Origin of the sequence: Flavobacterium sp. HBTb2-11-1, from assembly GCF_009826975.1 — a bacterium.
In the GTDB taxonomy this organism is placed as follows: domain Bacteria; phylum Bacteroidota; class Bacteroidia; order Flavobacteriales; family Flavobacteriaceae; genus Flavobacterium.
Genome location: NZ_WUMO01000005.1, coordinates 114,523 through 141,296, shown reverse-complemented (window position 1 = coordinate 141,296; position 26,774 = coordinate 114,523). Strand labels below are relative to the sequence as shown.

General features: G+C 34.4%; 23 protein-coding genes and 2 pseudogenes. 16 read left to right on the top strand and 9 right to left on the bottom strand.

Annotated features, from left to right (window positions below; genetic code table 11):
• Positions 1 to 370: 370 nt before the first annotated feature.
• Positions 371 to 1,465, bottom strand: coding sequence for a redox-regulated ATPase YchF (gene ychF, locus GR162_RS12360; protein ID WP_160782418.1), 1,095 nt, complete (start codon positions 1,463 to 1,465; stop codon positions 371 to 373).
• 293 nt (positions 1,466 to 1,758) lie between these two features.
• Here ychF and GR162_RS12355 point away from each other — a divergent pair, with 293 nt between their 5' ends.
• Positions 1,759 to 4,392, top strand: a complete 2,634-nt coding sequence (locus tag GR162_RS12355) for a TonB-dependent receptor (protein ID WP_160782417.1) — start codon at positions 1,759 to 1,761, stop codon at positions 4,390 to 4,392.
• A gap of 81 nt (positions 4,393 to 4,473) precedes the next feature.
• Here GR162_RS12355 and GR162_RS12350 read toward each other — a convergent pair whose 3' ends face one another.
• Together GR162_RS12350 and GR162_RS12345 are read right to left on the bottom strand one after the other, a co-directional pair.
• Positions 4,474 to 5,637, bottom strand: coding sequence for a hypothetical protein (locus GR162_RS12350; RefSeq protein WP_202393938.1), 1,164 nt, complete (start codon positions 5,635 to 5,637; stop codon positions 4,474 to 4,476).
• 170 nt (positions 5,638 to 5,807) lie between these two features.
• Positions 5,808 to 6,158, bottom strand: a complete 351-nt coding sequence (locus GR162_RS12345) for a 4Fe-4S dicluster domain-containing protein (RefSeq protein ID WP_008462559.1) — start codon at positions 6,156 to 6,158, stop codon at positions 5,808 to 5,810.
• 193 nt (positions 6,159 to 6,351) lie between these two features.
• Between GR162_RS12345 and GR162_RS12340 the strand changes: the two genes are divergently transcribed.
• The 7 genes from GR162_RS12340 to GR162_RS12310 all read left to right on the top strand — a co-directional run bounded on the left by GR162_RS12340 (position 6,352) and on the right by GR162_RS12310 (position 14,397).
• Positions 6,352 to 7,419 (top strand): acyl-CoA reductase, encoded by a 1,068-nt coding sequence (locus tag GR162_RS12340; RefSeq protein ID WP_160782415.1) that lies wholly within the window; start codon positions 6,352 to 6,354, stop codon positions 7,417 to 7,419.
• 93 nt (positions 7,420 to 7,512) lie between these two features.
• Positions 7,513 to 8,583 carry a 3-phosphoserine/phosphohydroxythreonine transaminase gene (gene serC / locus GR162_RS12335; protein ID WP_160782414.1) on the top strand — a complete coding sequence of 357 codons (1,071 nt, stop codon included), beginning with the start codon at positions 7,513 to 7,515 and terminating at the stop codon, positions 8,581 to 8,583.
• Positions 8,584 to 8,689: 106 nt separating this feature from the next.
• On the top strand, positions 8,690 to 9,640 hold the full coding sequence (locus tag GR162_RS12330; RefSeq protein ID WP_160782413.1) for a D-2-hydroxyacid dehydrogenase: 951 nt from the start codon (positions 8,690 to 8,692) through the stop codon (positions 9,638 to 9,640).
• 102 nt (positions 9,641 to 9,742) lie between these two features.
• A complete protein-coding gene (locus tag GR162_RS12325; RefSeq protein WP_129748632.1) occupies positions 9,743 to 10,306 on the top strand; it encodes a DUF937 domain-containing protein in 564 nt (187 codons plus the stop codon).
• 201 nt (positions 10,307 to 10,507) lie between these two features.
• On the top strand, positions 10,508 to 10,942 hold the full coding sequence (locus tag GR162_RS12320; protein ID WP_160782412.1) for a DUF6146 family protein: 435 nt from the start codon (positions 10,508 to 10,510) through the stop codon (positions 10,940 to 10,942).
• A gap of 31 nt (positions 10,943 to 10,973) precedes the next feature.
• On the top strand, positions 10,974 to 11,276 hold the full coding sequence (locus tag GR162_RS12315) for a DUF6787 family protein (protein ID WP_160782411.1): 303 nt from the start codon (positions 10,974 to 10,976) through the stop codon (positions 11,274 to 11,276).
• 349 nt (positions 11,277 to 11,625) lie between these two features.
• Positions 11,626 to 14,397, top strand: a complete 2,772-nt coding sequence (locus GR162_RS12310; RefSeq protein ID WP_160782410.1) for a T9SS type A sorting domain-containing protein — start codon at positions 11,626 to 11,628, stop codon at positions 14,395 to 14,397.
• A 64-nt stretch (positions 14,398 to 14,461) separates the two neighbouring features.
• On the opposite strand, the gene GR162_RS12305 is transcribed toward GR162_RS12310, so the two are convergent.
• Both GR162_RS12305 and GR162_RS12300 read right to left on the bottom strand, forming a co-directional pair.
• Positions 14,462 to 14,752 carry a hypothetical protein gene (locus tag GR162_RS12305; protein ID WP_160782409.1) on the bottom strand — a complete coding sequence of 97 codons (291 nt, stop codon included), beginning with the start codon at positions 14,750 to 14,752 and terminating at the stop codon, positions 14,462 to 14,464.
• Between the two features lie 96 nt (positions 14,753 to 14,848).
• A complete protein-coding gene (locus GR162_RS12300) occupies positions 14,849 to 15,571 on the bottom strand; it encodes a phosphodiester glycosidase family protein (protein ID WP_160782408.1) in 723 nt (240 codons plus the stop codon).
• Between the two features lie 111 nt (positions 15,572 to 15,682).
• Here GR162_RS12300 and GR162_RS22375 point away from each other — a divergent pair.
• The 4 genes and pseudogenes from GR162_RS22375 to GR162_RS12285 all read left to right on the top strand — a co-directional run.
• Positions 15,683 to 15,898, top strand: a pseudogene (locus GR162_RS22375) (ATP-binding cassette domain-containing protein); the annotation flags it as partial.
• A 213-nt stretch (positions 15,899 to 16,111) separates the two neighbouring features.
• Positions 16,112 to 16,561, top strand: a pseudogene (locus GR162_RS22370) (ABC transporter ATP-binding protein); the annotation flags it as partial.
• 130 nt (positions 16,562 to 16,691) lie between these two features.
• Entirely contained in the window at positions 16,692 to 17,456 is a 765-nt protein-coding gene (locus tag GR162_RS12290) for a TIGR02757 family protein (protein WP_160782406.1), read from the top strand.
• Between the two features lie 102 nt (positions 17,457 to 17,558).
• The gene (locus GR162_RS12285; RefSeq protein ID WP_160782405.1) at positions 17,559 to 18,905 is read left to right on the top strand and encodes a DEAD/DEAH box helicase; all 1,347 of its coding nucleotides are present in this window, start codon (positions 17,559 to 17,561) and stop codon (positions 18,903 to 18,905) included.
• A gap of 143 nt (positions 18,906 to 19,048) precedes the next feature.
• On the opposite strand, the gene GR162_RS12280 is transcribed toward GR162_RS12285, so the two are convergent.
• Positions 19,049 to 20,161 carry a lactonase family protein gene (locus GR162_RS12280; RefSeq protein ID WP_160782404.1) on the bottom strand — a complete coding sequence of 371 codons (1,113 nt, stop codon included), beginning with the start codon at positions 20,159 to 20,161 and terminating at the stop codon, positions 19,049 to 19,051.
• A gap of 244 nt (positions 20,162 to 20,405) precedes the next feature.
• Here GR162_RS12280 and GR162_RS12275 point away from each other — a divergent pair, with 244 nt between their 5' ends.
• The 4 genes from GR162_RS12275 to GR162_RS12260 all read left to right on the top strand — a co-directional run bounded on the left by GR162_RS12275 (position 20,406) and on the right by GR162_RS12260 (position 24,779).
• A complete protein-coding gene (locus GR162_RS12275) occupies positions 20,406 to 22,334 on the top strand; it encodes a BatA and WFA domain-containing protein (RefSeq protein WP_160782403.1) in 1,929 nt (642 codons plus the stop codon).
• 66 nt (positions 22,335 to 22,400) lie between these two features.
• On the top strand, positions 22,401 to 23,651 hold the full coding sequence (locus GR162_RS12270) for a dihydroorotase family protein (protein ID WP_160782402.1): 1,251 nt from the start codon (positions 22,401 to 22,403) through the stop codon (positions 23,649 to 23,651).
• A gap of 4 nt (positions 23,652 to 23,655) precedes the next feature.
• The gene (locus GR162_RS12265) at positions 23,656 to 23,982 is read left to right on the top strand and encodes a hypothetical protein (protein ID WP_091130500.1); all 327 of its coding nucleotides are present in this window, start codon (positions 23,656 to 23,658) and stop codon (positions 23,980 to 23,982) included.
• A gap of 152 nt (positions 23,983 to 24,134) precedes the next feature.
• Complete coding sequence (locus tag GR162_RS12260) at positions 24,135 to 24,779, top strand: alpha/beta hydrolase (RefSeq protein ID WP_160782401.1); 645 nt, start codon at positions 24,135 to 24,137, stop codon at positions 24,777 to 24,779.
• Between the two features lie 232 nt (positions 24,780 to 25,011).
• Here the strand turns inward: GR162_RS12260 and GR162_RS12255 are convergent, their stop codons facing one another.
• The 3 genes from GR162_RS12255 to GR162_RS12245 are packed head-to-tail and all read right to left on the bottom strand — an operon-like array spanning position 25,012 to position 26,764.
• A complete protein-coding gene (locus GR162_RS12255; protein ID WP_237421358.1) occupies positions 25,012 to 25,440 on the bottom strand; it encodes a hypothetical protein in 429 nt (142 codons plus the stop codon).
• Positions 25,441 to 25,483: 43 nt separating this feature from the next.
• Complete coding sequence (locus GR162_RS12250; RefSeq protein WP_035690590.1) at positions 25,484 to 25,987, bottom strand: hypothetical protein; 504 nt, start codon at positions 25,985 to 25,987, stop codon at positions 25,484 to 25,486.
• Positions 25,988 to 25,999: 12 nt separating this feature from the next.
• Entirely contained in the window at positions 26,000 to 26,764 is a 765-nt protein-coding gene (locus tag GR162_RS12245; protein ID WP_160782400.1) for an MBL fold metallo-hydrolase, read from the bottom strand.
• Positions 26,765 to 26,774 lie beyond the last annotated feature (10 nt).

The following is a 26,774-nucleotide window of genomic DNA, read 5'->3' as shown; positions in this document are numbered from 1 at the left end:
TTTAGATTAGTAATTGGTTATTTTTCTGTAACCAATTTTTGAGCCAAAATTTTTTGAATGCTAAAATTGTACGCGGATTTTACTGATTCGCTTTCGCGAAAGCACAGATTTAAACGGATTATTTTTTGCTTCATTCTGGAAAAAACCGCAACGCCAAGGTATAGTTTGTCATTTCGACGAAGGAGAAATCTTCGCAAGTAGCTCCGCAACGAAAATCGCCAATCTTTGTAGAGTTTCTAACGGAGATTTCTCCTTCGTCGAAATGACATACTTTGTGAATATTAACTTTTCGGGTATAAAAAAACTGCTGAATCTCTCCAGCAGTTTAGTCTATTATCTTTCTTCTTGTTTCTTTTGTCTAAAAAAAAAATTAAACGTTAAAACGGAAATGCATTACATCACCATCTTTCACGATATATTCTTTTCCTTCCACTCTGAATTTTCCAGCTTCTTTCGCTTTAGCCTCAGAACCGTAATGAACGTAATCATCATATGAAATCACCTCTGCACGGATAAATCCTTTTTCGAAATCAGTGTGGATAACTCCAGCTGCCTGTGGTGCAGTTGCTCCAATCGGAATAGTCCAAGCGCGAACTTCTTTTACACCAGCTGTAAAGTAAGTTTGCTGTTTTAATAATTTATAAGCTGCACGAATTAAAACTGAAGCTCCTGGCTCTTCTAATCCCATATCTTCAAGAAACACCTGACGCTCTTCGTAGCTTTCCAATTCTGTGATATCAGCCTCTGCTCCTACTGAAAGTACAATTACTTCAGCATCTTCATCTTTTACTAATTCACGAACTTGATCCACATATTTATTTCCGCTTACTGCAGAACTTTCGTCAACATTACAAACGTATAAAACTGGTTTTGCAGTTATCAATTGAAAACTTTCCAATAAAACTTCTTCGTCATTATTTTGAGGAACCACTGTTCTAGCAGATTTTGCTTGCAAAAGAGCTTCTCTAATTCTGTTTAGCAAAGCTTCCTCTGCTTGAGCTTCTTTATTCCCTGTTTTTGCAGCACGTTTTACTTTTTCTAAACGCTTTTCGATGGTTTCTAAATCTTTTAACTGCAATTCAATATCGATAGTTTCTTTGTCACGAATTGGGTTTACGTTTCCGTCAACGTGTACAATATTATCATTGTCAAAACAACGCAAAACGTGAATGATAGCATTACACTCTCTAATGTTTCCTAAAAACTGGTTTCCAAGGCCTTCACCTTTACTCGCACCTTTCACTAAACCTGCAATATCAACGATATCAACAGTTGCCATTTGAACGCGCTCTGGTTTAACCAATTCCTCTAATTTGTTGATTCTTGGATCTGGAACGTTTACAACACCAATATTAGGTTCGATTGTACAAAACGGAAAGTTCGCACTCTGCGCTTTTGCATTAGATAAACAATTAAATAATGTTGATTTTCCAACATTTGGCAATCCTACAATTCCTGCTTTCATCTGTTTGTTTGTATTTATTTGATGTGAGCCTTCGATTTAGCTCTTCACATTAAACCCTGTGATTTAATGTCTTATGATTTACATGTTTTTATCATTTTATGCCAAAATGCTATTTTTTGGCTCTAAAATTTTGCAAATATAAGATTTAATAGCTCTTGCGCGAAGTAAAAATGTTCAATAATATAATTTTAGACATAAGCAATGAAATTTTTAAACATTTTATTAATATTTTGTTAAAAAAGACTACTTTTATAAAACTGATTAACAAAAAACAAACCAAAAAACCACTTACCATGAAAAAGATTGCATTATTGTTATTTCTGCTGAATTCAGCATTTCTCTTTGCACAAAAAGAGGTCTCGGGTCTTGTAAAAGATAAATCGGGAAATCCGCTTCCGGGCGTTAATATTGTCGAAAAAGGAACTTCAAATGGAGTTTCTACTGATTTTGAGGGTAGCTTTAGAATAAAAGTAAAAGAAGGTGCAACTTTAGTTTTTAGTTATGTCGGTTTTACAACAGTTGAAAAAACAGCTTCTGGAGATAAAATAAACATTGTCTTAAGCGAAAACGATGGTCAAGTTTTGAATGACGTTGTTGTCGTGGGTTCTCGAAATGCAAAACGAACGGTTGTAAATTCGGCCGTTCCTATTGATGTAATCAATGTCAAAGATGTTACTACTCAAAGCGGAAAAATTGAAATTAACCAGCTTTTACAATATGTAGCTCCTTCATTTAATGCAAATAAACAATCTGGTTCTGATGGTGCCGACCACGTTGATCCTGCTTCTTTAAGAGGTATGGGACCAGATCAGACTTTGGTTTTGATTAATGGAAAAAGAAGACATCAATCGTCTCTAATCAATTTATTTGGAACACGCGGGCGTGGTAATACAGGAACAGATTTGAATGCAATTCCTGCCGCATCTATCAAAAGAATTGAGATTTTGAGAGACGGTGCTTCTGCACAATATGGTTCTGATGCGATTGCAGGGGTTATTAATATTGTGACAAATGACAACGTTGACGAATTAACAGGTTCAGTTACGTACGGCGTTTTTAACACACATGCCAAAGGCGAATTCTTACCAGGAACTCCAAATACGAAAGGATTTAGATTGGATCAAAATGGAAATGGGAATTCGTACGGAAAAGATCAGGACTTTGACGGAGGTTCTGTAAGAGTGGCAGCTAATTATGGAACAGGAATTGGAAGCAAAGGCGGTTATGTAAATGTTACGGGAGAATTTTTAAGTAAAAACAAAACTCTTAGACCTGCTTACGATTTTAGAAAAGGGTTTGGCGATGCTGAAATGACAGGTGTTAACCTGTTCGCCAATTTAGCAATTCCTATTTCTGATAAAACCGAATTTTATGCTTTTGGAGGAAGCAATTTTAGAGATACCGACGCTTATGCTTTTACCAGAAATGACGGAGAAAGAGTTGTCGAATCTGTTTATCCAGGAGGTTATACTCCAAGAATTACTTCTAAAATTAATGATAATTCTATCGCAGCGGGAATTAGAACCGAATCTTCTGGCGGATGGAAATTTGATTTGAGCAATACTTTTGGTAAAAACAAATTCCAATATGATATTAAAGGAACTATAAATGCTTCTCTTGAAGAAAAATCTCCTCATGAATTTGATGCTGGAGGACACAGTTTACTTCAAAACACTACAAATTTTGATATTTCTAAAAACTACGAAAGTGTTTTAAGCGGTTTAAATATTGCTTTTGGAGCAGAATTTAGAGTGGAGCAATTTGAAATTTTTGCTGGCGAAGAAGGTTCATACGCGACTTATGATACAGACGGAAAACCTATTACAGATCCAACAACGCAAAGCGCACCAATTGATCCTGTAACTGGAGAACCAAGACCTGGAGGTTCTCAAGGTTTCCCAGGATACAGCCCTGCAAATGAAGTCAATAAAGACAGAACCAATTTTTCTCTCTATACTGATGCCGAATTGGATGTTACCGAAGCTTGGATGGTAAGCGGAGCTTTACGTTTTGAAAATTACAGTGATTTCGGAAGTACATTAAATGGGAAACTAGCATCAAGACTTAAAATCACAGATCATATCAACGCTAGAGGATCGATAAGTACAGGTTTCCGCGCTCCTTCTTTAGCTCAAATTTATTATAATTTACGCTTTACCAACTTTAACGCAAGCGGGGCAACAGAAGTTTTATTGGCTCCAAACGATAGCCCAGTTACAAGAGCATTTGGAATTGAGAAATTAAATGAAGAAAAAGCGGTAAATGCTTCATTAGGATTTACTGCGTCTTTCGGTGATTTTACAGCTACCATTGACGGATATTACATTCAAGTAAAAGACCGTATTGTTTTGACAGGATATTTTGATGCCAGTTCTTTAAATCTAGGTGTTTCTGAAGCTCAATTTTTTGCGAATGGAGTGGACACAAGCACGCATGGTTTGGATTTGGTTTTCTCTTGGAAAAAGACATTTGATTTTGGTCAGTTTGGTGCAACTTTAGTTGGAAACATCAACGACATGAAAATTGACAAAGTAAAAAACGGAACTCTTGACGAAGCTATTTTCTTCGGAAAACGCGAAAAAGCATTTTTATTAGCTTCGGCTCCAGACAATAAATTTGGTTTAAACCTTACTTACGCAAAAAACAAATTTGATGCTGGTTTAGCTTTTACTCGTTTCAGCAAAGTAGTTCTGGTTGATTATGCAGACGAAGATGATGTTTACAACCCAAGATTGATTACCGATTTAACTGTTGGATATCAGTTCACTAAAAGCTTAAAACTGACTTTAGGAAGCAACAACTTATTTAATGTATATCCAACCAAACAAGACGAACAAGGAAATACAGAGGCAGGAGGTTATTGGGACGCTGTACAAATGGGTTTCAGCGGAGCTTATTACTACGCAAGGCTTGGTTTTAATTTTTAAGAAAGGGCTTCGGCTCTGCCCAGTCTGACCAAACAAAAAATCCTGAGCGTTATGTTCAGGATTTTTCATTTCTATTTATAATTACAATTTAAACTCTAATGATGCGATGATTGCTTTTTCTTCGTCGGTTGCTGTAAATCCTGAAATATCCCAATAATTGGTCAAGATTTTATTTTTTTTATTGAAAAGTGATTTTTCTTTAAAGACATCGCTGTCGTTATAGGTGAAATTTTGTTTATTGAAACCGGTTGTTACAAAACTATTTCTTATCTGGACATTTTTAGTTTTATCCTTTAAAACAATATTATAACCAATTTCTTCATTCGAACTCAATACATAATAATCTGTTCCATCCCATCTGTAATTTACTTTTACAAATGATTTTGTTAAGTTTTTTTCGCCTTCTTTTGTCTTTTCTTCCACTTTATCAAGAGTTGCAGGCGTAGTTGAAATCGTAAATTCTACAATAATTTTTTTCAAAGGATCATAAATGATTTCAAAATTATCAATTGCTTCTTTGGCCTTATCCAACGGAACAACTGACATTACGTAGTAATCTTTGTTTTTCGAATGTCCTTTTATTGTAAAATCGTATGCTTTTTTTGACTTTGAATCTAATAATGGATCAAAATATTTAAAATTCGAATAATTCTCCATTATATTATTAAGGTTATAGCCCTTTAAATCAGCACTTACATCTGCTTCTAATAATCCGTAGGAGCGATTTTGTTCAACCAATAAAGTGGTTGCATTATTATCTTTATCAAATTGAAAATTTACCAATCCATCATTATAGTAGGTATACTGATTGTCAAGCATAAAAAACTCTCTAACATATACTTTCTGTCTATGAGAGATACTTATTTTCTTTATAGAATTGTTAACCAATTTCTGCAGTATTTTTTCAGGAGATTCCTTAGACAAAACTACTTCATCTAATTTATTGTTTTTACTCTTTAAATAAATAACAAATTTTTGCTCTCCATTTAAAGAAGTCCAGCGTACAGTCAAATCTTCATAATTAGTTTCAGAAACCTGAACGTTAGATCCGCCGGTCAGCATAAAAGTAACTTTTCCTTCTTCATTGCTCAATAAAATCTGTTGGGTTTTCATTATTTTAACCGTAGCATTTTGTATTGGCTCCAAAGTTTCTATATCCTTAACAATAATAGAATATTCTTCCTTTTGTGCAAAAACGCTTACATAGCTGAGCAAAACAACAAATAAAAGTAGCAATCTCTTCATAGGCATTGTTATTTTTTCAACTAAAGTATTATTTTTTTAACAATTAACCAATAGCCTAAAAATAAAACATTCACTATCAAGAAACTGACTTTTTAAAATACCTGAAATCAGGGTAAAAAAAAAATCCTGAACCAAAAGGTTCAGGACTATATTTTAAATACAAAGAAAAATTATTCAGCATGCAAAAATGCTTGTCTCTGCAATAAAGTTTCTTCGTCTTCAACGTGATTATCATCAGGAACGCAACAGTCAACAGGACAAACAGCAGCACATTGCGGCTCATCGTGAAAACCTTTACATTCTGTACATTTTCCTGGTACTATATAATAGATTTCGTCAGAAATTGGAGTCTGCGCATCATCAGCGTCAACTTCAGTTCCGTCAGGTAATACAATTTTTCCAGAAAGACTTGTTCCGTCTTTATATCTCCAATCATCTGCTCCTTCATATATTGCTGTATTTGGGCACTCTGGTTCGCAAGCCCCACAATTGATGCATTCGTCAGTTATAATAATTGCCATCTTTTTTAGTCTTAAGGTTTAAAAGTCATAAAGTCTAAAGTCATAAAATCTGTCATAAAGCTTGAAAGTATTTAAAGTAAAAATATTAAAGCCTTTTCAACTTAGGACTTTCGACTTTCGACTTTTGTCTTTCGACTTAATTATGCTTATTTTTGTGCAAAATTACAATCAAAACAATTCATAAACAAACATTATGACATTAGAAACAAAAAAAAGTGTTTTTGTTGAATTAGGAAAATTTTTAAGTCAGTTTTCTGAAGTCGCTTCTGCGCAAAAATCTGACGTTTTATATAACGACATCTTTTTTGAAGATTTCGAAAATCTAATTCGTCTATCACAATCTCATAATGGATGGTATACTCCAGAACAAGTATATTTCTCTGTACAATCTTGGGCAGAAGCTCTAACAAAAGAAAATATAGACAAATGGCTTTCAGCATATAAAATTGATGAGAATAACGAAAATCCAAAAACCGTCGCTTTAATTCTAGCTGGAAATATTCCATTAGTTGGTTTCCACGATTTTTTATCGGTTTTAATAACTGGAAATAAAGCTTTAATCAAAACCTCATCAAACGATCAGCATTTATTGCCTTTTTTGGCTAAATATTTAATAGCTGTTGATGAAAATCTAAAAGACCGCATCATTTTTGTAGAAGGAAAACTGGAAAACTTCGATACTGTAATTGCAACTGGAAGCAATAATACTTCTCGTTATTTCGAATATTATTTCAAAGACAAACCATCAATTATTCGTAAAAACAGAAATTCGGCTGCGATTTTAACTGGAAAAGAAACCAACGAAGAATTAGAAGCGCTTGGCGAAGATATTTTCAGATATTTCGGTTTAGGATGCCGAAATGTTTCTAAACTTTATGTACCGAAGGGCTATTCTTTTGATGCTTTTTTTCAAGCAATCTTCAAATATCAAGACGTTATTCACTATGAAAAATACGCCAATAATTATGATTATAATAAAGCTGTATTTTTAATGAGTAATTTCAAATTATTAGATAATGGATTTCTGACATTAAAAGAAGATTCCAGTTACGCATCACCAATTTCGAGTGTTTTTTATGAGTATTATGAAAACCTTGAAGAATTAGAAAAACGACTTCAGGAAGACACAGATCAAATTCAATGCATTGTCAGCAATAATTTAACGGCAAACAGCATTGCATTTGGCGAGACGCAAAAACCTCAATTGTGGGATTACGCAGACAATGTCGATACTATAACGTTTTTGTTAACAACAAAGTAATAAATTGTTTAATTATTTCGAATATTTTAACGCTTTTTCGGCTCTTATTACCGAAATTTGCGTCTTTAAAATTTTCGACTATTAACAACAACCATGAAAAAACACAACTACAGCGCAGGACCAAGTATTTTACCTCAGGAAGTTTTTGAGAAGGCATCAAAAGCAATTTTAAATTTTAATGATTCAGGGTTATCTATCCTTGAAATCTCGCACCGAAGTAAAGATTTCGTCGCAGTTATGGAGGAAGCTCGTTCCCTTGCTTTAGAATTATTAGGACTTCAGGGAAAAGGTTATCAGGCTTTATTTTTACAAGGTGGTGCCAGCACAGCATTCTTAATGGCTCCATATAACTTAATGAAAGAAAACGGAAAGGCAGCTTATTTAGATTCAGGAACGTGGGCAACCGCGGCAATCAAAGAAGCTAAACTTTTTGGTGAAACTGTTGTCGTAGCTTCGTCAAAAGAAGACAATTATACTTATGTTCCAAAAGGTTACGAAATCCCAGCTGATGCTGATTATTTCCACTGCACAAGTAACAATACCATCTTTGGAACGCAAATGAAAGAATTTCCATCAACAAATGTTCCTGTTGTATGCGATATGAGTTCTGATATTTTTTCACGTGAATTAGATTTCTCTAAATTCGACTTAATCTATGCTGGAGCTCAAAAAAATATGGGACCTGCAGGAACTACTTTAGTTGTAGTAAAAGAAGAAATCTTAGGCAAAAACGGAAGAACCATTCCTAGTATGCTAGATTACGCTAAACACATTAAAGGAGAAAGTATGTACAATACGCCACCTGTATTTGCTGTTTATGTTTCTCTTCTAACTTTACAATGGATTAAAGAAAAAGGCGGAATCGCTGCTGTTGAAAAATTAAATAATGCTAAAGCAGAATTACTTTACGCTGAAATCGACAGAAACCCATTGTTCAAAGGCGCTGCAAAAGTAGAAGACCGTTCAAACATGAACGTAACTTTCTTATTGAACAACCCAGAGCACACAGAAACTTTTGACGCTTTATGGAAAGCCGCAAACATTTCTGGATTGCCAGGACACCGTTCTGTTGGCGGTTACAGAGCTTCTATCTACAATGCTATGCCAATTGAAAGCGTTCAGGTTTTGGTTGATGTAATGAAAGATCTAGAAACTAAAGTTTAGTTTTCAGTCGCAGTCACAGTTTACAAAAAAGAAAAATCAAATAGTTGGTTATCGATTAAACAAATAAACGATTTAACGATTAACCAAATAAAACAAAATAAATACAATGAAAGTATTAGCAAATGACGGAATTTCTAAAAGCGGAATTCTAGCCTTAGAAAAAGGCGGTTTTGAAGTTATCACGACAAAAGTAGCTCAAGAACAAGTAGCTAACTATATAAATGACAACAATATCGACGTAATTTTAGTTCGTAGTGCAACTAAAGTTCGTAAAGATATTATCGATGCTTGTCCTGGAATCAAAATCATCGGTCGTGGTGGTGTTGGTATGGATAATATCGATGTGGATTATGCTAAAAGCAAAGGAATCCATGTAATTAATACTCCAGCTTCATCTTCAGAATCTGTTGCAGAATTAGTATTTGGACACTTATTTTCTGGTGTTCGTTTCTTGCATGATTCTAACAGAAACATGCCTCTTGAAGGTGACTCAAACTTTGATGGTTTGAAAAAAGCTTACGCAAACGGAACTGAATTAAGAGGAAAAACTTTAGGTATTGTTGGTATTGGTCGTATCGGACAAGCTACTGCAAAAATGGCTCTTGGTCTTGGAATGAAAGTTATCGCTGCTGATAGTTTTATTCCTGAAGTTGATGTAAAAGTTGAATTCTTCGACGGACAATCAATCACAACTAAAATCGTTTCTCAATCTTTAGAGTCTTTATTTAAAGAAGCAGATTTCATCACATTACACGTTCCTGCTCAAGATGGATACATCATTGGAGAAAAAGAACTTGAAATCATGAAAGACGGTGTTGGAATCGTAAACTGTGCTCGTGGTGGTGTTATTGATGAAGTAGCTTTAGTAAAAGCTTTAGATTCAGGAAAAGTGGCTTTTGCTGGTTTAGACGTTTTCGAAAGCGAACCAAAACCAGAAATGGCAATCTTAATGCACTCTAAAATCTCTTTAACTCCACATATTGGAGCTGCTACAGGAGAAGCACAAGACAGAATTGGTACAGAATTAGCATCACAAATTATTACTTTGTTAAGCTAATTAACTATAATTAAATTACTTGTAAGGGATTTATTAATACAGTTTAATAAATCCCTTTCTTTTTTTGTTTAAATTTGATTTGTAATCTAAACCCTAAATATCATGTTTGAACAATTAACCCAATTAGTACAGCAATATGGAGGCGATGCTGTTGTAAACAATAACGCTGTCCCAAATGAACATAATGACGCCGTAATAAGCGAAACAAGCAGTTCTATTTTTGAAGGATTAAAAAAGATTGTTTCTGAAGGAAACACAGATCAGATTGCAGGATTATTTAATGGAAATTCTCCAATAGACAGTTCAAATCCAGTTGTTCAGCAAATTCAACAGCAATTAAGTGGCAATCTTGGCGAAAAATTTGGTTTGAGCAGCGCAGATTCAAATGGAGTTGCTTCCAATTTGATTCCGCAGATTTTAGGCTCTTTAGTTAATAAAGCAAAAGATCCAAACGATAGCAGTTTTCAAATTTCAGATATTATAAACTCCATTTCAGGGAACAGCGGACAAGCTTCTGGAATCATGGATACCATTTCTAAATACGGAATGCAATTTGGACTTGACCAAAACAACGACGGAAAAGTTGATGTTGCAGATGTTCTTGTTGTAACCAAAAGCAAAGGAGGAATTGCAGGTTTTATTGGAAAACTTTTTGGAAGTAAATAGTTAAGATACTAAGACTCTAAGACTCTAAGATACTAAGTTTTTAAAGCTGTTTGCTTCGCAAACAGCTTTTTACTTTTATGCACACAACCAAAAAGAAAGCTTAGAAATTTAGCACCTTAGAACCTTCAAAAGAATGTTAAACCTTTGTTACTTTGAACCTTTGCCACTCTGAACCTAAAAAAATATTCGTAAATTTAGGCTATGAAAAAATGCGTTTCCATATTAATTGTTTTGCTTACTATTATTGCATGCTCCACTGCTTCTCAGAAAGTGGCGAGCACAGATACTACTTCTGCAAAAAAATTAAGCGATACGGTAAGAATTGCAAATGATTCGCTTGAATATGAAGTTATAATTATCGATAATGGTTTCAGCACGTGGCTTGCATCAAGAGCTTATCCAAGAAATTATTATTCATTACAATACCTTGAAAATAAAAACTATTTGTATGTAACCGAATGGAATAATCGTGTCTTGCAGCCACAGCGTTACAATCCCAATCTATACGAAATGTCAATAAACTATAGACCTGACATTCATTATGGTTATGAAGTAAATTACTTAATTTACAATTACATGATTTATTTCCAAAATACTTACAAACAAAAGCTTTGGGGTAACGTTCCTTCAAGATAATATACTATATTTGTAATCATTACAAATAGCAATGAACAGATTAAAAAAACGCTGGGGAATCACCTCAAATTTACAAGCCGTAATTATATTTATCGTTTTTGCCATCACAGGATCGGCATCTGCATGGCTGTCTAAACCATTTTGCGTTTGGCTTGGCATTACTAAAGAAGATTTTGGAGGCTGGTTTACGCTTATTCGCCTTATTATTATCTTCCCAATTTATCAGGTTTTATTAGTTGCTATCGGAACTATTTTCGGGCAGTTTAAATTCTTTTGGAACTTCGAAAAGAAAATGCTTAAAAACATGGGACTTGGCTTTTTGTTTAAAGACTAATCTCTTCTCTTTTAAATTTAAAACCGTTCTGGTTACGATTCTCTATTTAATCCCATTTTTAAATTTCTTTTCATTTTTTTGAATCAATTATATTTATAAATCAGATTCAGATCAATCCCTTTATTTATCAAGCATAGAGCATTCAAAAAATTAACACAAAAACAAAGAATACGATTCTTTTTTATCGAATTTTAAAATAATATATCAAGCAGAACAGCATTGTGCAGGATAGTTTTATTTTAAGTAATAACAAACTTTACAATAGTCGAAAACAATCATTTACAACTGGTAATCAGACGTTTAATTTATTCGACAAAATTATTACTTACTAACCAAACCACAATTTGACATGCTGAAAAATTACTTAAAACTATCCGTAGTAGTGGCAGTAGTCTGCCTTATTACGCCGGTAAACAGGATTTTTGCCCAGAATCCGATTGTAAAAATTGACTTTGATCAGTCAGGAAGACCAAAAACAGAAGTAAACGACCCTGATTATACCGCATGGGTAATAGCTTCTGGAAACACCAGCACTTATACCGAAAATGGAGTTACTTTTACCATTACTCGCGCTGGAAACAACGGAGACAACTTAGGAACCAATTGGTACAAAGCAGGAATTCAAGCTCCTTATTATGCACGATTAGTGTGCGACGGACTTACCGTAAAAGGCACAACTGCAAATCTTGGTGCACAAATCGAACTTAAAATAAGCGGTTTAGCAACAGGCGAACATACAGTATTGGCTTTTTTTAATAATGTAGATAGTCCAACAACCAACACCTTTAGTCCAATTGATATTTCTGTTGACGGAAATCTTGTAGTAGACAATTTGATTCCGTCTGTTAGAGCCACTAAAACTGCCGATGCAAAATCGGCTTATTTAAAATTTCAAGCTACAGCAGGAACTGATGTTGTCATTTTAATGGCTGCCGAAACTTCTGGAACAGAAAATGTAAAAAACTTTATTTTTAATGGCTTTGAACTCAATACGCCTAATATTTTTTATCAGGCAACAAATCCAAACCCGAAACAAAATGACGAACATGTCGAATTAACCTCTGGCGGAAAATTACTGCAATGGACTGCCGCCGCAAATGCTGTTTCGCATAATATCTACTTTGGAACAGACCAAACAGCTGTTGACAATGCTACAACATCTTCTCCAGAATTTAAAGGAAACCAAGCTTTGGCCAACAATTCATATCAAGTAAATGGCTTATACACAGGCGCGACATACTATTGGCGTGTCGATGAAGTTTTAGCAAACGGAATAGAAAAAGGAAATGTTTGGCGTTTTCGTCCTGCACAACTTGCGTTTCCTGAAGCCGAGGGATATGGCCGTTTTGCTCGTGGTGGACGTGGCGGAAAAGTAGTTGCCGTAACCAACTTAAATGACAGCGGTCCGGGAAGTTTCCGCGAAGCCGTTACAAACGATATTGGACCAAGAACCATTGTCTTTAACACCTCTGGAGTAATTCAGTTACAATCTCGTCTCGTTTTAAGCCAACCTTATGTAACTGTCGCTGGACAAACTGCGCCTGGAAAAGGAATCTGCATTCGTTCTGCACCATTTGGCGTTACAGGAAATGATGCGATTGTGCAAAATCTAAGAGTTAGAGTTGGCGCTGGACCTACATATGACGGAATGGGATTAACAGGCGCAGACAACAGCATTATAGATCATTGTTCGATCAGCTGGACCATTGACGAATCTTTCAGCTCAAGATCTGGCAAAAACATCACATTACAAAGAACACTTATTTCTGAAGCCCTAAATGCAGCAAACCACCAAAATTATCCAGCAGGAACAGAACACGGTTATGCCGCTACAATTGGTGGTGATATCGGAAGTTTTCATCATAATTTATTAGCGCATTGTTATGGCCGTAACTGGAGCCTTGGCGGTGGATTGGACGGAAGCGGCGCTTATACAGGTCGAATGGATATTACCAATAATGTGGTTTACAACTGGGGAGGAAGAACAACTGACGGAGGTACAAAAGAGGTAAATTTCGTCAACAACTATTATAAACCCGGTGCAGGATCAAAAATATTTGTTGCTTTTAACCAGCAAAATGAAGGCGTTGGAACAGGAATGCAGCGATGCTATTTTAACGGAAATGTAATGCCAGGCTATTTTGATGAAAATAACCAAACGTTGGGAAGAAAAGCTTCTGGCAATACCGTTCCTTATGACAACTTCGTGAATGCACCCTTCTTTCCTTCGTATGTAACAACTCAGTCCGCAAAAAATGCTTATAAAATTGTTCTTTCTGATGTTGGATGCACACAGCCTGAGTTTGATGATCATGACCAGCGAATCATTTCAGAGACATTAAACGGTACCTACTCTGCAGTTGGAAGCGTAACCGGAAAACCTGGATTTCCAGATAATGAAACCGATGTTGGAGGTTTTGAAAGTTATCCAACTGTAGTGAGACATCAAAATTGGGATACTGACCAAGATGGATTACCAAACTGGTGGGAAAACATCATTGGAACAAATGTAAACTCTGCAATTGGAGACTTCTCAGATGCCAATGCCGATCCAGATTTAGATGGCTACACTAATTTAGATAAATATCTACAATGGATGTCTGAACCTCATTATGATGCAGTTTTAGGAAACAAAACATACGTTAACATTCAAAAATTATCTAGAGGTTTTACAAACGGAGTTTCCTATTCTTTATCGCAAGTTGTAAACGGAAATGCAACTTTATCTGGAGATACTGTAGAATTTAAACCAAATGCAAAAGGTTTATGCTCATTTAAATTTACGGTTACAGATGCTGAGGGAGGAACAATGACTAGAAAGGTAAACATACTAAGCGGTTACACAACTTCTCCAATAAATGAAACAATCAAAGATCTGATTGATAATTTCAAAGTATGGCCTGTACCAAATACAGGAAATTTCTCCATACTATTAGATGTTGATGTAGAAGAAGCCGAACTTTCAATCTATAATATTTTTGGAAGAGAAATCCAAAAACGAACTATTAGCGGACAAACACAGGAAAACATTTCAATAAACCAAAAAGGTGTTTTTATCTTAAAAGTAACAGATCCAGACACAAAAAAAATACTATACCTTAAAAAAGTTATTATTCAATAAAAACACAAAAGGTCTTTTCATTAACAAGAAAAGACCTTTTTCATTTTTTTTTAAGTTTTAAAAACTATTTATTTCTTTCTGCAAAAAAATAAGTGTAAATCCATGTCAAAGTAAAAGAAGGAATAACGTCTGTAAACGGAATAATCTCTTCCAGAAAAGTCAAAACTCCTGCAACCTTCCCTACTCTTCCTTTATACATTTTCGCCATAATGATACCTGCAATTGGCGCCCAAATTACATCCGAAAACTCACCAAGAAGTGGAATCGAAAAAGAAATCATACCAATTCCGTCCAGAACTAATCCTATAATTAATTTTGACATTCTATTATCTTCTGCAACTTCTATATCTTGCATAACACATTCACTTTTAAGTTAATCGAAATTAAAGATAATTCCTGAAACTATCTTATTTCATTATTAAATTAAGTTTCCAAATTACCATTTTTCTATCTACTTTTTTGTAATAGCAAATAACGCTCCAAAATCTCCGTCGGTTTGAATCCAGTTTTGAGATGGAAGATAAGCACGAGATACAAATACAAATCCGTCTAGATAAAGCGCTTGTTTACATCCCAAACTTTTAAAATAATTGGCAAAATCGTAGAAATTAACTTCTTTCTTAGACAGTACGAAAACTACATTTCCATTAGGCAAAATACCTACTCCGTTCCTAATATTTAGATTTTTTGATCCTTCTTTAAAAGCAGAATGAATTTGACCATCAATAACCAGCATTGGACCAGATTGTGTAGCAAACTCAATTTCATTATTGTTTTTAAACTTCTCTGTTACACAAATTTCAGCTGTCTTTTTAGCTGTAATAAAAAAAACTCCATTGGGTTTTAAGTAAAAATTCCCTTCGGCATTTGACGTATCCAGAGGAAATACTACTTTTTGTTTTTCAATATAAAGTCCTTGAGGCGATCGATCTTCTTTATACATTCCTGCATTCATTACAAAATCTACTTTAAGATTTTTCTTAGCAGCCCAAAGCTTAAAATTTTCTATACTTCCAAATCGTTTTCCTCTTTCATCTTTCCAAAACAGTCTTAAATTCTGTTTTTTAATATCGACTTTATAAGTTAAAAATAACTCATCAGAGTATTGCTCAGCACTGACAAAAACCACTGCTAGTCCGATTATAAATAGGAAAAGAAATATTTTTAATTTCATTTTTCAAAATTATGTTACCAAAAATAAACGCAAATTACTTCATAAAATTCTGTTACAACACATTTTTATATCGATAGATTCTTTGTTTCTTTGTAAAAACAGTTTCAGTACATGATACACGCAAAAAACATACATAAATTCTACGACAAACTTGAAGTTTTAAAAGGAGTCGATCTACATATAAAAAAAGGTGAAATTGTTTCTATAGTTGGTGCTTCAGGTGCTGGTAAAACGACATTATTGCAGATTTTAGGAACTTTAGACAAACCAGACCATAATCCAGATTCATCTCTGACCATTAATGGTAAAAACGTTTTAGAGTTGCAAAACATCAAAAACGAAAGTTCAAATCAAGAAAAAGCTTTTAAAATCATTACTTGGTTGGGAGCACTTTATTTTGTTTTATTGGCTGTGTTTTTATTCTTTTTTAGAAGTAAAATAGAAAACGATATTTTCGGTTACGGCACTTGGGCAGTAATCCTCACTCCGACCTTACTATTATTATTTTACTATAATCGCTACTTTAAAAAGAAAAGCAGACAAGATAAAGTTTTATCCGATTTTAGAAACTTAAACTTAGGATTCATTTTTCAGTTTCACCAGCTTTTGCCTGAGTTTACAGCCTTAGAAAATGTTTGTATTCCGGCTCACATTGCAGGAAAAAAAACAGCAGAAACCGAAGAAGAAGCAAAAAAACTTCTTTCTTATCTTGGGCTTTCACATAGAATATATCATAAACCAAGTGAACTTTCGGGCGGAGAACAGCAGCGTGTAGCGGTTGCAAGAGCTTTAATCAATAAACCCGACGTAATTTTTGCAGACGAACCTTCAGGAAATCTGGACACACATTCTGCCGAAAACTTACACCAATTGTTTTTTCAGCTTCGAGACGAATTTGGGCAAACTTTTGTCATTGTAACCCACAACGAAGAATTGGCAAATATGGCCGATAGAAAACTAGTGATGGTGGACGGCCAAATTAGCAATTAAAATAATCAGGAGCTATTTCCTGCTGTCCTTCCAATCTTTTGCCTCCCGATAGCGATCGGGACCGGCATAAAAGGATTTTCCCTCCCATCAGGACTAGGGCACTCGAATACATAAGAAGATTTCATTTCAAATGAACCAAAAAGAACTCAAAGAATTTCTAGACGAAAAAGTCATTCAATATAACAATCAGGATTTCATAGAAAGCGATCCTGTTCAGATTCCGCATCTTTTTACCCAAAAAGAAGATATCGAAATCGCTGGTTTCTTAAGCGCTTCTATTGCTTGGGGAAACCGTAAAATGATTATCAAGAATTCGCATAAAATGATGGAATTAATGGGTAATACGCCTTACGATTTCGTTATGTCACATTCTGATGAAGATTTGGCAAGGCTGGAAACTTTTGTCCACAGAACTTTCAACGGGCACGATTTTGCGGGTTTCATAAAAGGCTTAAATAACATCTACAAAAACCACAACGGACTGGAAGCTGTTTTTGCTAAAAATAAAGAAAAAGACAGTTTGCAGAAAAGCATAAGCGAATTCAAAAAAATATTTTTCGAAACAGATCATTTAGCAAGAACTCAGAAACATATTTCAGATCCGTTAAACAATTCGGCGGCGAAGAGAATCAACATGTACCTGCGCTGGATGGTTCGACAAGATGCAAAAGGAGTCGATTTAGGAATCTGGAAAAGCATTTCGCCATCTGTTTTATCTTGTCCACTAGACGTTCATTCAGGAAATGTAGCTCGCAAACTTGGAATCCTTTCGCGAAAGCAAAATGATGCCAAAGCCTTACTGGAATTGGACACCAAATTAAGAGAAATGGATGCTCAAGATCCTGTAAAATATGATTTTGCTTTGTTTGGACTGGGTGTTTTTGAAGGGTTTTAACATTGAAAATTAAACAGTTAGATTAATAAATTATCAGATGATTTTAAGAATTTGATAAACAAACCATGAATTTAACGTACATTTGCACAAAATTTAAAGCAAATGAGCACTTTCGAAAAATTTAATCTTCCAAAATCATTACAAAAAGCAGTTGACGAATTAGGATTTGTTACGCCTACTCCTATTCAAGAAAAATCTTTTTCTGTAATCATGTCTGGACGTGATATGATGGGAATTGCACAAACCGGAACCGGTAAAACATTTGCTTATTTACTGCCTCTTTTAAAGCTTTATAAATTCACCCACACCAATACGCCAAAAATCGTAATTCTTGTTCCAACACGTGAATTAGTAGTTCAGGTGGTTGAAGAAGTAGAAAAACTGACGAAATATATGTCGGTTAAAACGCTTGGAATTTACGGAGGCGTAAACATTAATACACAAAAAAAGGCTGTTTACGAAGGTGTCGATATTTTAGTCGGAACTCCAGGTCGTACAATGGATTTGGCGCTTGATGCCGTAGTTCGTTTTGACGAAATGCAAAAACTAGTTATTGACGAGTTTGACGAAATGCTGAATTTAGGTTTTAGGCCACAACTGACTTCGCTTTTTGCGATGATGAAACCTAAACGTCAAAACATTCTGTTCTCTGCAACGATGACAGACGAAGTTGACGATTTATTAAATGATTATTTTGATTTTCCAGAAGAAGTCACATTAGCTCCGTCAGGAACTCCTCTAGAAAAAATTACACAGCTGACATATAACGTTCCTAATTTCAATACAAAAGTAAATCTGTTGAAACATTTATTGGAAACTGACGAAAGCATGAGCCGTATTTTGGTTTTCGTAAACAACAAAAAGATTTCAGATATGCTTTTCAATCGCATTGATGAGCTTTTTGACGGACAATTTGGTGTTATTCACTCCAATAAATCTCAAAATTACCGTTTGAGCACAATGGCTGAATTCCAAGAAGGAAATCTTCGCGGTTTAATTACGACCGACGTTATGGCGAGAGGTCTGGATATTTCTAACATTACACACGTAATTAACTTCGAACTTCCGGAAGAACCTGAATTGTACATGCACAGAATTGGTCGTACAGGTCGTGCAGATGCAACTGGAACAGCAATCAGTTTTGTTACTCCTAGAGAAGAAGAATTCAAAATTGCAACTGAACTTTTAATGGATCAAGAGCTTGACATAGCTGATTTCCCTGAAGAAGTTGAAATTTCAGAAAAACTAATCGAAGCTGAAAAAGACAAATTGCCAAGAAAGTTTTTATTGAAAAAACCAAAACTAGAAGGTGAAGGCGCTTTTCACGAAAAGTCTAAAAAGAACCAAAAAGTCAATCTTGGAGGTCCTTCAAAAACCAAAAAGAAAACGCACGGTTCGGTTAACAGAAATATGTTGAAGACGAGAAATGAAAAGAAGAAGAAAAAATAAGTATTTTTTAGATGCTAAGCTACTAAGATGCTAAGGTTCTAAGTTTTTTTTTCTATAAAATATGAAAAGGGTAAAGATTAAATAAATCTTTACCCTTTTTTAATCTTAGAAGCTTAGCGTCTCAGAACCTTAGCAACTTTTCTCTATATTTTCGTAAACAAAAGTCCTACCGGTGAGCACAATTGTATTCTTCTGCCCGTATCAACAATCTTTCCTGTTGCTATATCTCTTTTGAAAATAACTATATCATTAGTATATTGATGACCTACTAAAAGGTAATTTCCTGTTGGATCAATTGCAAAATCACGCGGACCTTTTCCTAATGTGCTTTGCTGTTCTACCAATTCCAAACTTCCTGTTTTAGCGATTTTGTACACAGAAATGGCATTAGCATCTACACGATCAGTAACATATAAAAAGTTTCCGTCAGGCGAAAGTTTGATTGCCGCAGCTCCCGTTCCGCCTTTAAAATCTTTTGGAAGAATGCTTGTTTCAGCAACTACTTTTAAACTTCCTGTTTTATCCCAGCTTAATGTTGTTAAAGTTCCATCTAATTCTTGAACCAAATACACAAATTTTCCATCTTTACTGAAAGTCAAGTGTCTTGGCCCACTTCCAGGTTTTACATCAACACTTCCTTTTAATGTCAGTATTTCGCTTTTTGCACTTGGATTGTATTTATAAACAAACACTTTATCCAAACCTAAATCATTTGACAATACAAACTTTTTATCTGGCGAAAAGACCACCATATGCACGTGTGCTTTTTCTTGACGTGCTGCATTTGGCCCTTTTCCTTCGTGTTGGATTAACTGTTGCACTTCTGTAATGCTCCCATCAGGATTTTTCTTGAAAACCACAATGCTTCCGCCTGAGTAATTAGCAGCGATTACATTTTTATCATCATTTATCAAATGGCAAGGATCTGCTCCTAAAGCATCATTTTTATTCAGAAGATTGATCTTGCCAGATTTCGAATCATATGAAAAGGCACTTACCGTACTTTGTGTCCCATTTTCGTTTACCGCATAAATAAACTTATTATCTGCAGATACAGATAAGTAGCTTGGACTTACAACGCTCTCAGATGAATTCTTTAGTTTATACTCGCCTGTAGAACTGTCGAATTCATACACATATATTCCATTACTTTGGCAAGTATTGGTGTACGTTCCTACCAATAAATTGAATTTATTTTGAGCTTTGGCCGTGCTTATTGACAAAGCCGAAAACAGTATTAAAGATATTTTTTTCATGGTTTATTCTTTTTAGAATTAGCTAAAATAAACAATAATATCATTTGCAAGTAACATCTTAAGAGTAAGTAATTACAAAAGTTACATTTTTTGAACCATGAAATTTATATAAGCTCCAAATTTTAAAATTCCAAATGCGACTTTTGACTTTTGACTCTATAACTTTCGACTTTCCACATTAATTTGTATTTTTGACCAGCATCTTCGCGAAAAACAAAACGTAGTGAAGTAAATCGAAGCCAGAATGCACTTTAAACATCCCGAAATTCTATATTTTCTGTTTTTATTGATCGTTCCAATTTTGGTTCACTTATTTCAATTAAGACGTTTTAAAACCTCTTATTTCACCAATGTTCGCTTCTTAAAAGAACTTGCCATTCAGACTCGTAAGAGTTCTAAAATCAAAAAACGTCTTTTACTAGCGACACGTTTGTTATTGCTTACCTGCGCTATTATTGCTTTTGCACAGCCTTTTTTTGAAGCTGCTGACAGCAAAAACGCATCAAACGAAATGTATATTGTGCTAGACAACTCATTTAGCATGCAGGCAAAAGGAAAAAAAGGCGAATTATTAAAAAGAGCTGTTCAGGAATTACTAGAAAACACTCCAGAGAACACACAATTTTCACTTTTAACCAATACTGAAAATTTCTGGAATACTGATATAAAATCGTCTAAAAGCGCTTTACAAAACTTAAAATACAGCGCTTCTCCTTTTGATCTTTCAGCAATTACTTCCAAAATAAAAGCGCACAAATCGGCTCACAAAAAAGATATTGTCATTATTACAGATGCGGTTGGTTTAAAAGAAAAAGATATTGCAACTATAGATTTTGAAGAAAAACCATACTTTATTGTTCCAGAAGCCGAACAAAAAAACAATGTTTCAATAGACAGCGTTTACATTAATCAGACTTTAGAAAACTTCTACGAAATCGAAATCGATTTATCGGCTTATGGCGAAGATTTCAAACCGGTTTCAACTGCACTTTACAATCAAAACAAACTGATTGCCAAAACAATCGTAAATTTTGATGCGAAGAAAAAGAAAATCAACTTCACAATTCCGAAAGAAGCTTTTCACGGATATGTAGCAATTGAAGACAATGGTTTAGCTTATGATAATAAATTGTTTTTCAGCATTTCAAAAAATAAAAAAACAAACGTTCTCAGCATTGGCGAACCTGAAAAAAGCAATTTCTTATCCAGAATTTATACTCCGGCAGAATTCAATTATAACAATTACTCAATTAGCACTCTAGATTATAATAGTTTAGAAAAACAAAATACTATCATTCTAAACGAATTAATTGACATTCCGCAAGCATTGCAAACCACTTTAAAAGCTTTTGTTTCTAAAGGCGGAAATCTAGTTGTGATTCCATCTGAGAAATCTTCTCTTTCGAGTTTAAATGCTTTATTGGGTAATTTTGGAAAAATCCAATTTGGGAATTTACAAACCAATAGTAAATTAATCACTAAAATTAATTTCGATCATCCTTTATTTTCTGGAGTTTTCGAAAACAAAATAACGAATTTCCAATACCCGAAAGTCAATAGTGGGTTTGCTGTTTCGAGTTCTTATCCAGCTGTTCTTTCGTTTGAAGATCAGACTGCATTTGTAACGGCCGTCCAAAATCAGCTTTCTGGAATAACGGTTTTTACAGCTCCGATTAATAGTGCCAATTCTAATTTTCAGCAATCGCCTTTAATTGTCCCATTGTTTTATAAAATTGCTCAAAACAATCAGAAAACTGGCGTAAATGCTTTAACAATAGGAAACAATCAACCTTATTTTGTTGATGTTCTTTTGACTAAAGATGCTATTTTGGAAGTAAAAGGAACAGAAGATTCGTTTATACCCGTTCAGCAGATTTTAAATAATAAAGTCAAATTAACCTTTAATGATTTTCCTGAAACAGCAGGAAATTACAGTGTTTTTGACAAAAAAGAATGGGTAGAAAACATCAGTTTTAATTACAAAAGAACCGAAAGCGATTTAAACCAAGTAAACACCAATGTAGTTTCTGATTTCAAAACTGCCGATACGATTTCGACCATTTTCAATACGTTACAAACTGAACGAACCGACAGCCAAATTTGGAAATGGTTTGTTATCTTTGCACTGTTATTTTTAGCATTAGAAGTGGCAATCATAAAATTTGTAAAATAGGTTTCTCGTTTTCTAAAACGTCTTACTTTTTACAAAAATCATTTTACGACAAAAAAATATCTACATATGAAACTAATCATCAAAAGCGCCAAAATTATCGACTCAAAAAGTCCGTTTCACAATCAGACCGTTGATCTTTTAATTGCAGATGGTGTAATAGAAAAAATAGGCGTTTCACTTCCAAACGATGACGCAGAAGTGGTACGATTTGATAATCTTCATGTTTCTCAAGGATGGTTTGACAGCAGTGTCTCGCTGGGCGAGCCAGGTTACGAAGACAGAGAAACCATTGCAAACGGATTGAATGTTGCGGCCAAAAGCGGTTTTACGGCAATCGCATTACAGCCAAATTCGTTACCAATTATTGACAATCAATCTCAGGTAAATTTTGTAAAAAGCAAAGCAAATGGTTCTGCTACAGAAATTTTCCCGATTGGAGCTTTAACAAAAGCCAGCGAAGGAAAAGATATGGCGGAGCTTTATGATATGAAAAATTCTGGAGCAATAGCTTTTGGAGATTACAACAAAAGCATTGACAATGCTAACATCCTAAAAATTGCTTTGCAATATGTACAAGATTTTGACGGATTAGTAATCGCTTATTCTCAAGATCCAAACATTAAAGGAAATGGAGTTGCTAATGAAGGTATTGTTTCTACAAGATTAGGCTTGAAAGGAATTCCAAACTTAGCCGAAGAATTGCAAATTTCAAGAAACTTATTTTTACTGGAATACACAGGAGGAAAACTTCACATTCCGACTATTTCTACAGCAAAATCGGTTGAATTAATTAGAGAAGCTAAAGCAAAAGGCTTAAACGTTACTACAAGTGTTTCGGTGCATCATTTGGTTTTAACGGATGAAAAACTGGACGGATTTGACACTCGTTTTAAAGTGACGCCTCCATTAAGAACTGAGGTTGACCGACAAGCTTTACTAAACGGAATAGCTGACGGAACTATCGACATGATTACTTCAGATCACAATCCGATTGATATCGAATTCAAGAAAATGGAGTTTGATACTGCCAAAAATGGAACTATCGGATTAGAAAGTGCTTTTGGTGCTTTACTAACGGTTTTACCTGTGGAAACGGTTGTTTCAAAATTAACTGCTGCGAGAAATGTTTTTGGTCTTGAAGATCTTACAATCAAAGAAGGTGCAAAAGCAAATTTAACTTTGTTTACCACAGAAGGGAAATCAACTTTTACGAAAGAAAATATTCTCTCAAAATCAAAAAATTCTGCTTTTTTAGGAACTGAACTTAAAGGTTCTGTTTACGGGATTTTCAATCAAAATCAATTAGTTACAAAATAATAAAATGAATAATTCAGTCGAAGAAGGAAAATCAATTGCTATAACTAGCTATATTCTAATTATTGGTGTTTTAATCGCCATGAGCATGAATTCTGAGAACAAAAATAGTTTTGCTTCCTTTCATATCCGCCAATCTTTAGGATTATCTTTAACCTTTATTTCTTTGGGTGCAATCATTAGTAATTTCGATAGTTTCTTCATTACTTTCCCAATGTGGATCTGCATTTCAATTTTATGGACTTTCGGTATTTTTAACGCCATTCAAGGACAAATGAGACCTATTCCTTTAGTTGGAAATTTATTTCAAAAATGGTTTAAAAAAATTGGTTAATTTTTAAATTTCCAATTTTTAAGCACCAAATTCTAAACTAAAAACGTCAAAACTTTTGTCAAAGTTAAGAATTGAAAACCGCGACTGAGACTGAGACTAAAAATTTACAATTCACAACTTACAATTCACAACTTACAATTCATAATTAAAAAATGAATCTATCCTTAGAATATAAAATCAGAGAACCAAAAGTAATTTTAGATAAAAATCCTTTATTGCTTTTATTGCACGGATACGGCAGCAACGAAGCCGATTTATTTTCTTTTGCTTCTGAACTTCCAGATAATTATTACATCATTTCCGCAAGAGCGCCTTACGATTTGCAATATGGCGCTTACGCTTGGTACGCGATTAATTTTGACGCCGATCAAAATAAATTTTCGGATAACGAGCAAGCCAAAACTTCAAGAGATTTAATTGCTAAATTTATCGATGAATTAGTGGCAAATTATCCAATTGATGCCAATGATGTTACTTTAATTGGATTCAGCCAAGGTTCTATTTTAAGCTACGCAACAGCACTTTCTTATCCGGAAAAAATTCAGAGAGTTGTAGCAATGAGCGGTTATTTTAACGAAGAAATAATCAAAGAAGGTTTTGAAAACAATGATTTCAAAAACTTAAAGTTTTTCGCTTCACACGGAACTGTAGATCAGGTTATTCCAATCGAATGGGCAAGAAAGACACCAGCAGCTTTAGAAAAACTAAATATTCCGCTTACTTACAAAGAATATCCTGTTGGACATGGAGTTGCTCCACAGAATTTCTTTGATTTCAAGAATTGGTTGATTAACTAGTGTTCAGTCACAGTTTTAAGTCGCAGTTTTTCACTAAATCCTTTGTAATAAAATGAGTATTTCAAAACTCGATAATCCTGCATTAATTTTAATAGACTTTATTAAAGAGATTATTTAGTATTCAGTCGCAGTCTCAGTTTTCAGTTAGAACTTTGTCAAAGTTCGAAACTTTGACAAAGTTTTTCATATTCCAGCTTTGGAATTTGGAATTTCAAAAAATTGGAATTTAAATTTATTCTCCTGTATAAAGAATCTTCTCTCCTTTTTTCAAAACATACCCTTTCCAAGGAATTAACTGCCAATCGCCGTTAATCCAAGAATCACCTTCTGATTTTCTTTCTAAAATGATGGATTCTTTTTGAGTATCTAGGAAAAGCTCTGCTTTATTTCCTTCAAAAATTACATAGGAAACGGTAGAATATGCTTTTCCATCTTCAGCATGATTTAGTCTTGTGCTGTTTTCAAAAACTCTAATGCATTCTTTTTTCAAAACCGACCAAGTATAGCCTGCCGAAGCTTTGCATCCATGAGAGTCGGAATCTCCTCCAACGACAGCTTCCTTTTCAGGTTCTTTTGGAGTTGTGCCTGCATTTTCTTGAGAAACTTTTTTTCCGCAAGAAATTGCACTTGCCATAATCAAAAACAAAAACATCTTTTTCATAATCCTATTTATTTAAAAGTCAAAAAAATAGGATTATAAAATCCTATTTTTGATATAACCAAGTTTGATTTACTTCAAAGGTAATATTATCATCATTATCAACAAAGTATTTTAACAAGACTTCTCCCCATAATTCTCCGTTACTGTAATCTGCAATGATCCATCTATGGTTTAAAATTTTTACTTTATTAATGATAAATTTGTTTGGCCCAATCTGATCTTGTCCCGTGTAAGGATTCCCTTTTGGATTAGAATTAAAGTCCAATAACTTTTCTGTCACAACCGGAATCAGTTTTTCGTATAAAATTACTTTTCCTCCAGAAGCGCTGTTATCGAAGTAGTTTTGCGCATTTTCATTATGTTCTAAAGAAAAATAATCAGCTTCTGCCAATTTATTTTTCATCAAACTAATGCTGTCTCTTAACTTCTTAGTGGTTTTATCATATCGCTCTTGTCCAAATTTTACTTCTCCACTATAAAACGAATACGTAAAAACATTCATCAAGATGGCAAGAATAAAAAGATAAAGCATTAAAGATTTTTTCATTGTGTGGTATAATTAAATTGTAATTTCTAAATTGTCGTAAGCCAGAAAAACGTTTTCCGGAAGCTGTTTCTGCACTTCCTCATGAAAACCTAAAACATGGCTGATATGAGTTAAATAAGCTCTTTGAGGCTTAACCAAATTAATAAAATCAAGTGCTTCTTGAAGATTAAAATGAGTATCGTGAGGTTCAACACGCAACGCATTTACAACGAGAACTTTTATTCCTTTCAGCTTCTCAACTTCAGCTTGTTCAATTGTTTTTACATCGGTTAAATAAGCAAAATCTTCTATTCTGTACCCAAAAACCTGAAGATCGCCATGCATAGCGTTTATCGGAATTGCCATTTTATTTCCAACGGCAAAAGATGCATTATTTTGCACTTCGATCGTTTTTACGCTTGGAGCTCCTGGATATTTATTTACAGTCTCAAAAACATAATCGAAACGACGTCTTAGATTATCTAAAACGCGTTTATGTCCGTAAATCGGAATTTCTCCTTGTCTGAAATTAAACGGACGAATATCATCTAAACCAGCAGTGTGATCAGAATGTTCGTGGGTAAAAAGAATTGCATCGAGCTTTCGGCACCCGCATGAAAGCATCTGCTGTCGGAAATCAGGACCGCAATCTATCACATACGAATGCTCCTCCCATGTTATCCAAATGGACACACGAAGCCTTTTATCCTTAGCATCAGTGCTTTTACAAACTGGATGATCGATTCCGATAATTGGAATGCCTTGAGAAGTGCCTGTACCTAAAAAATAAACCTTCAATTGAACTTAA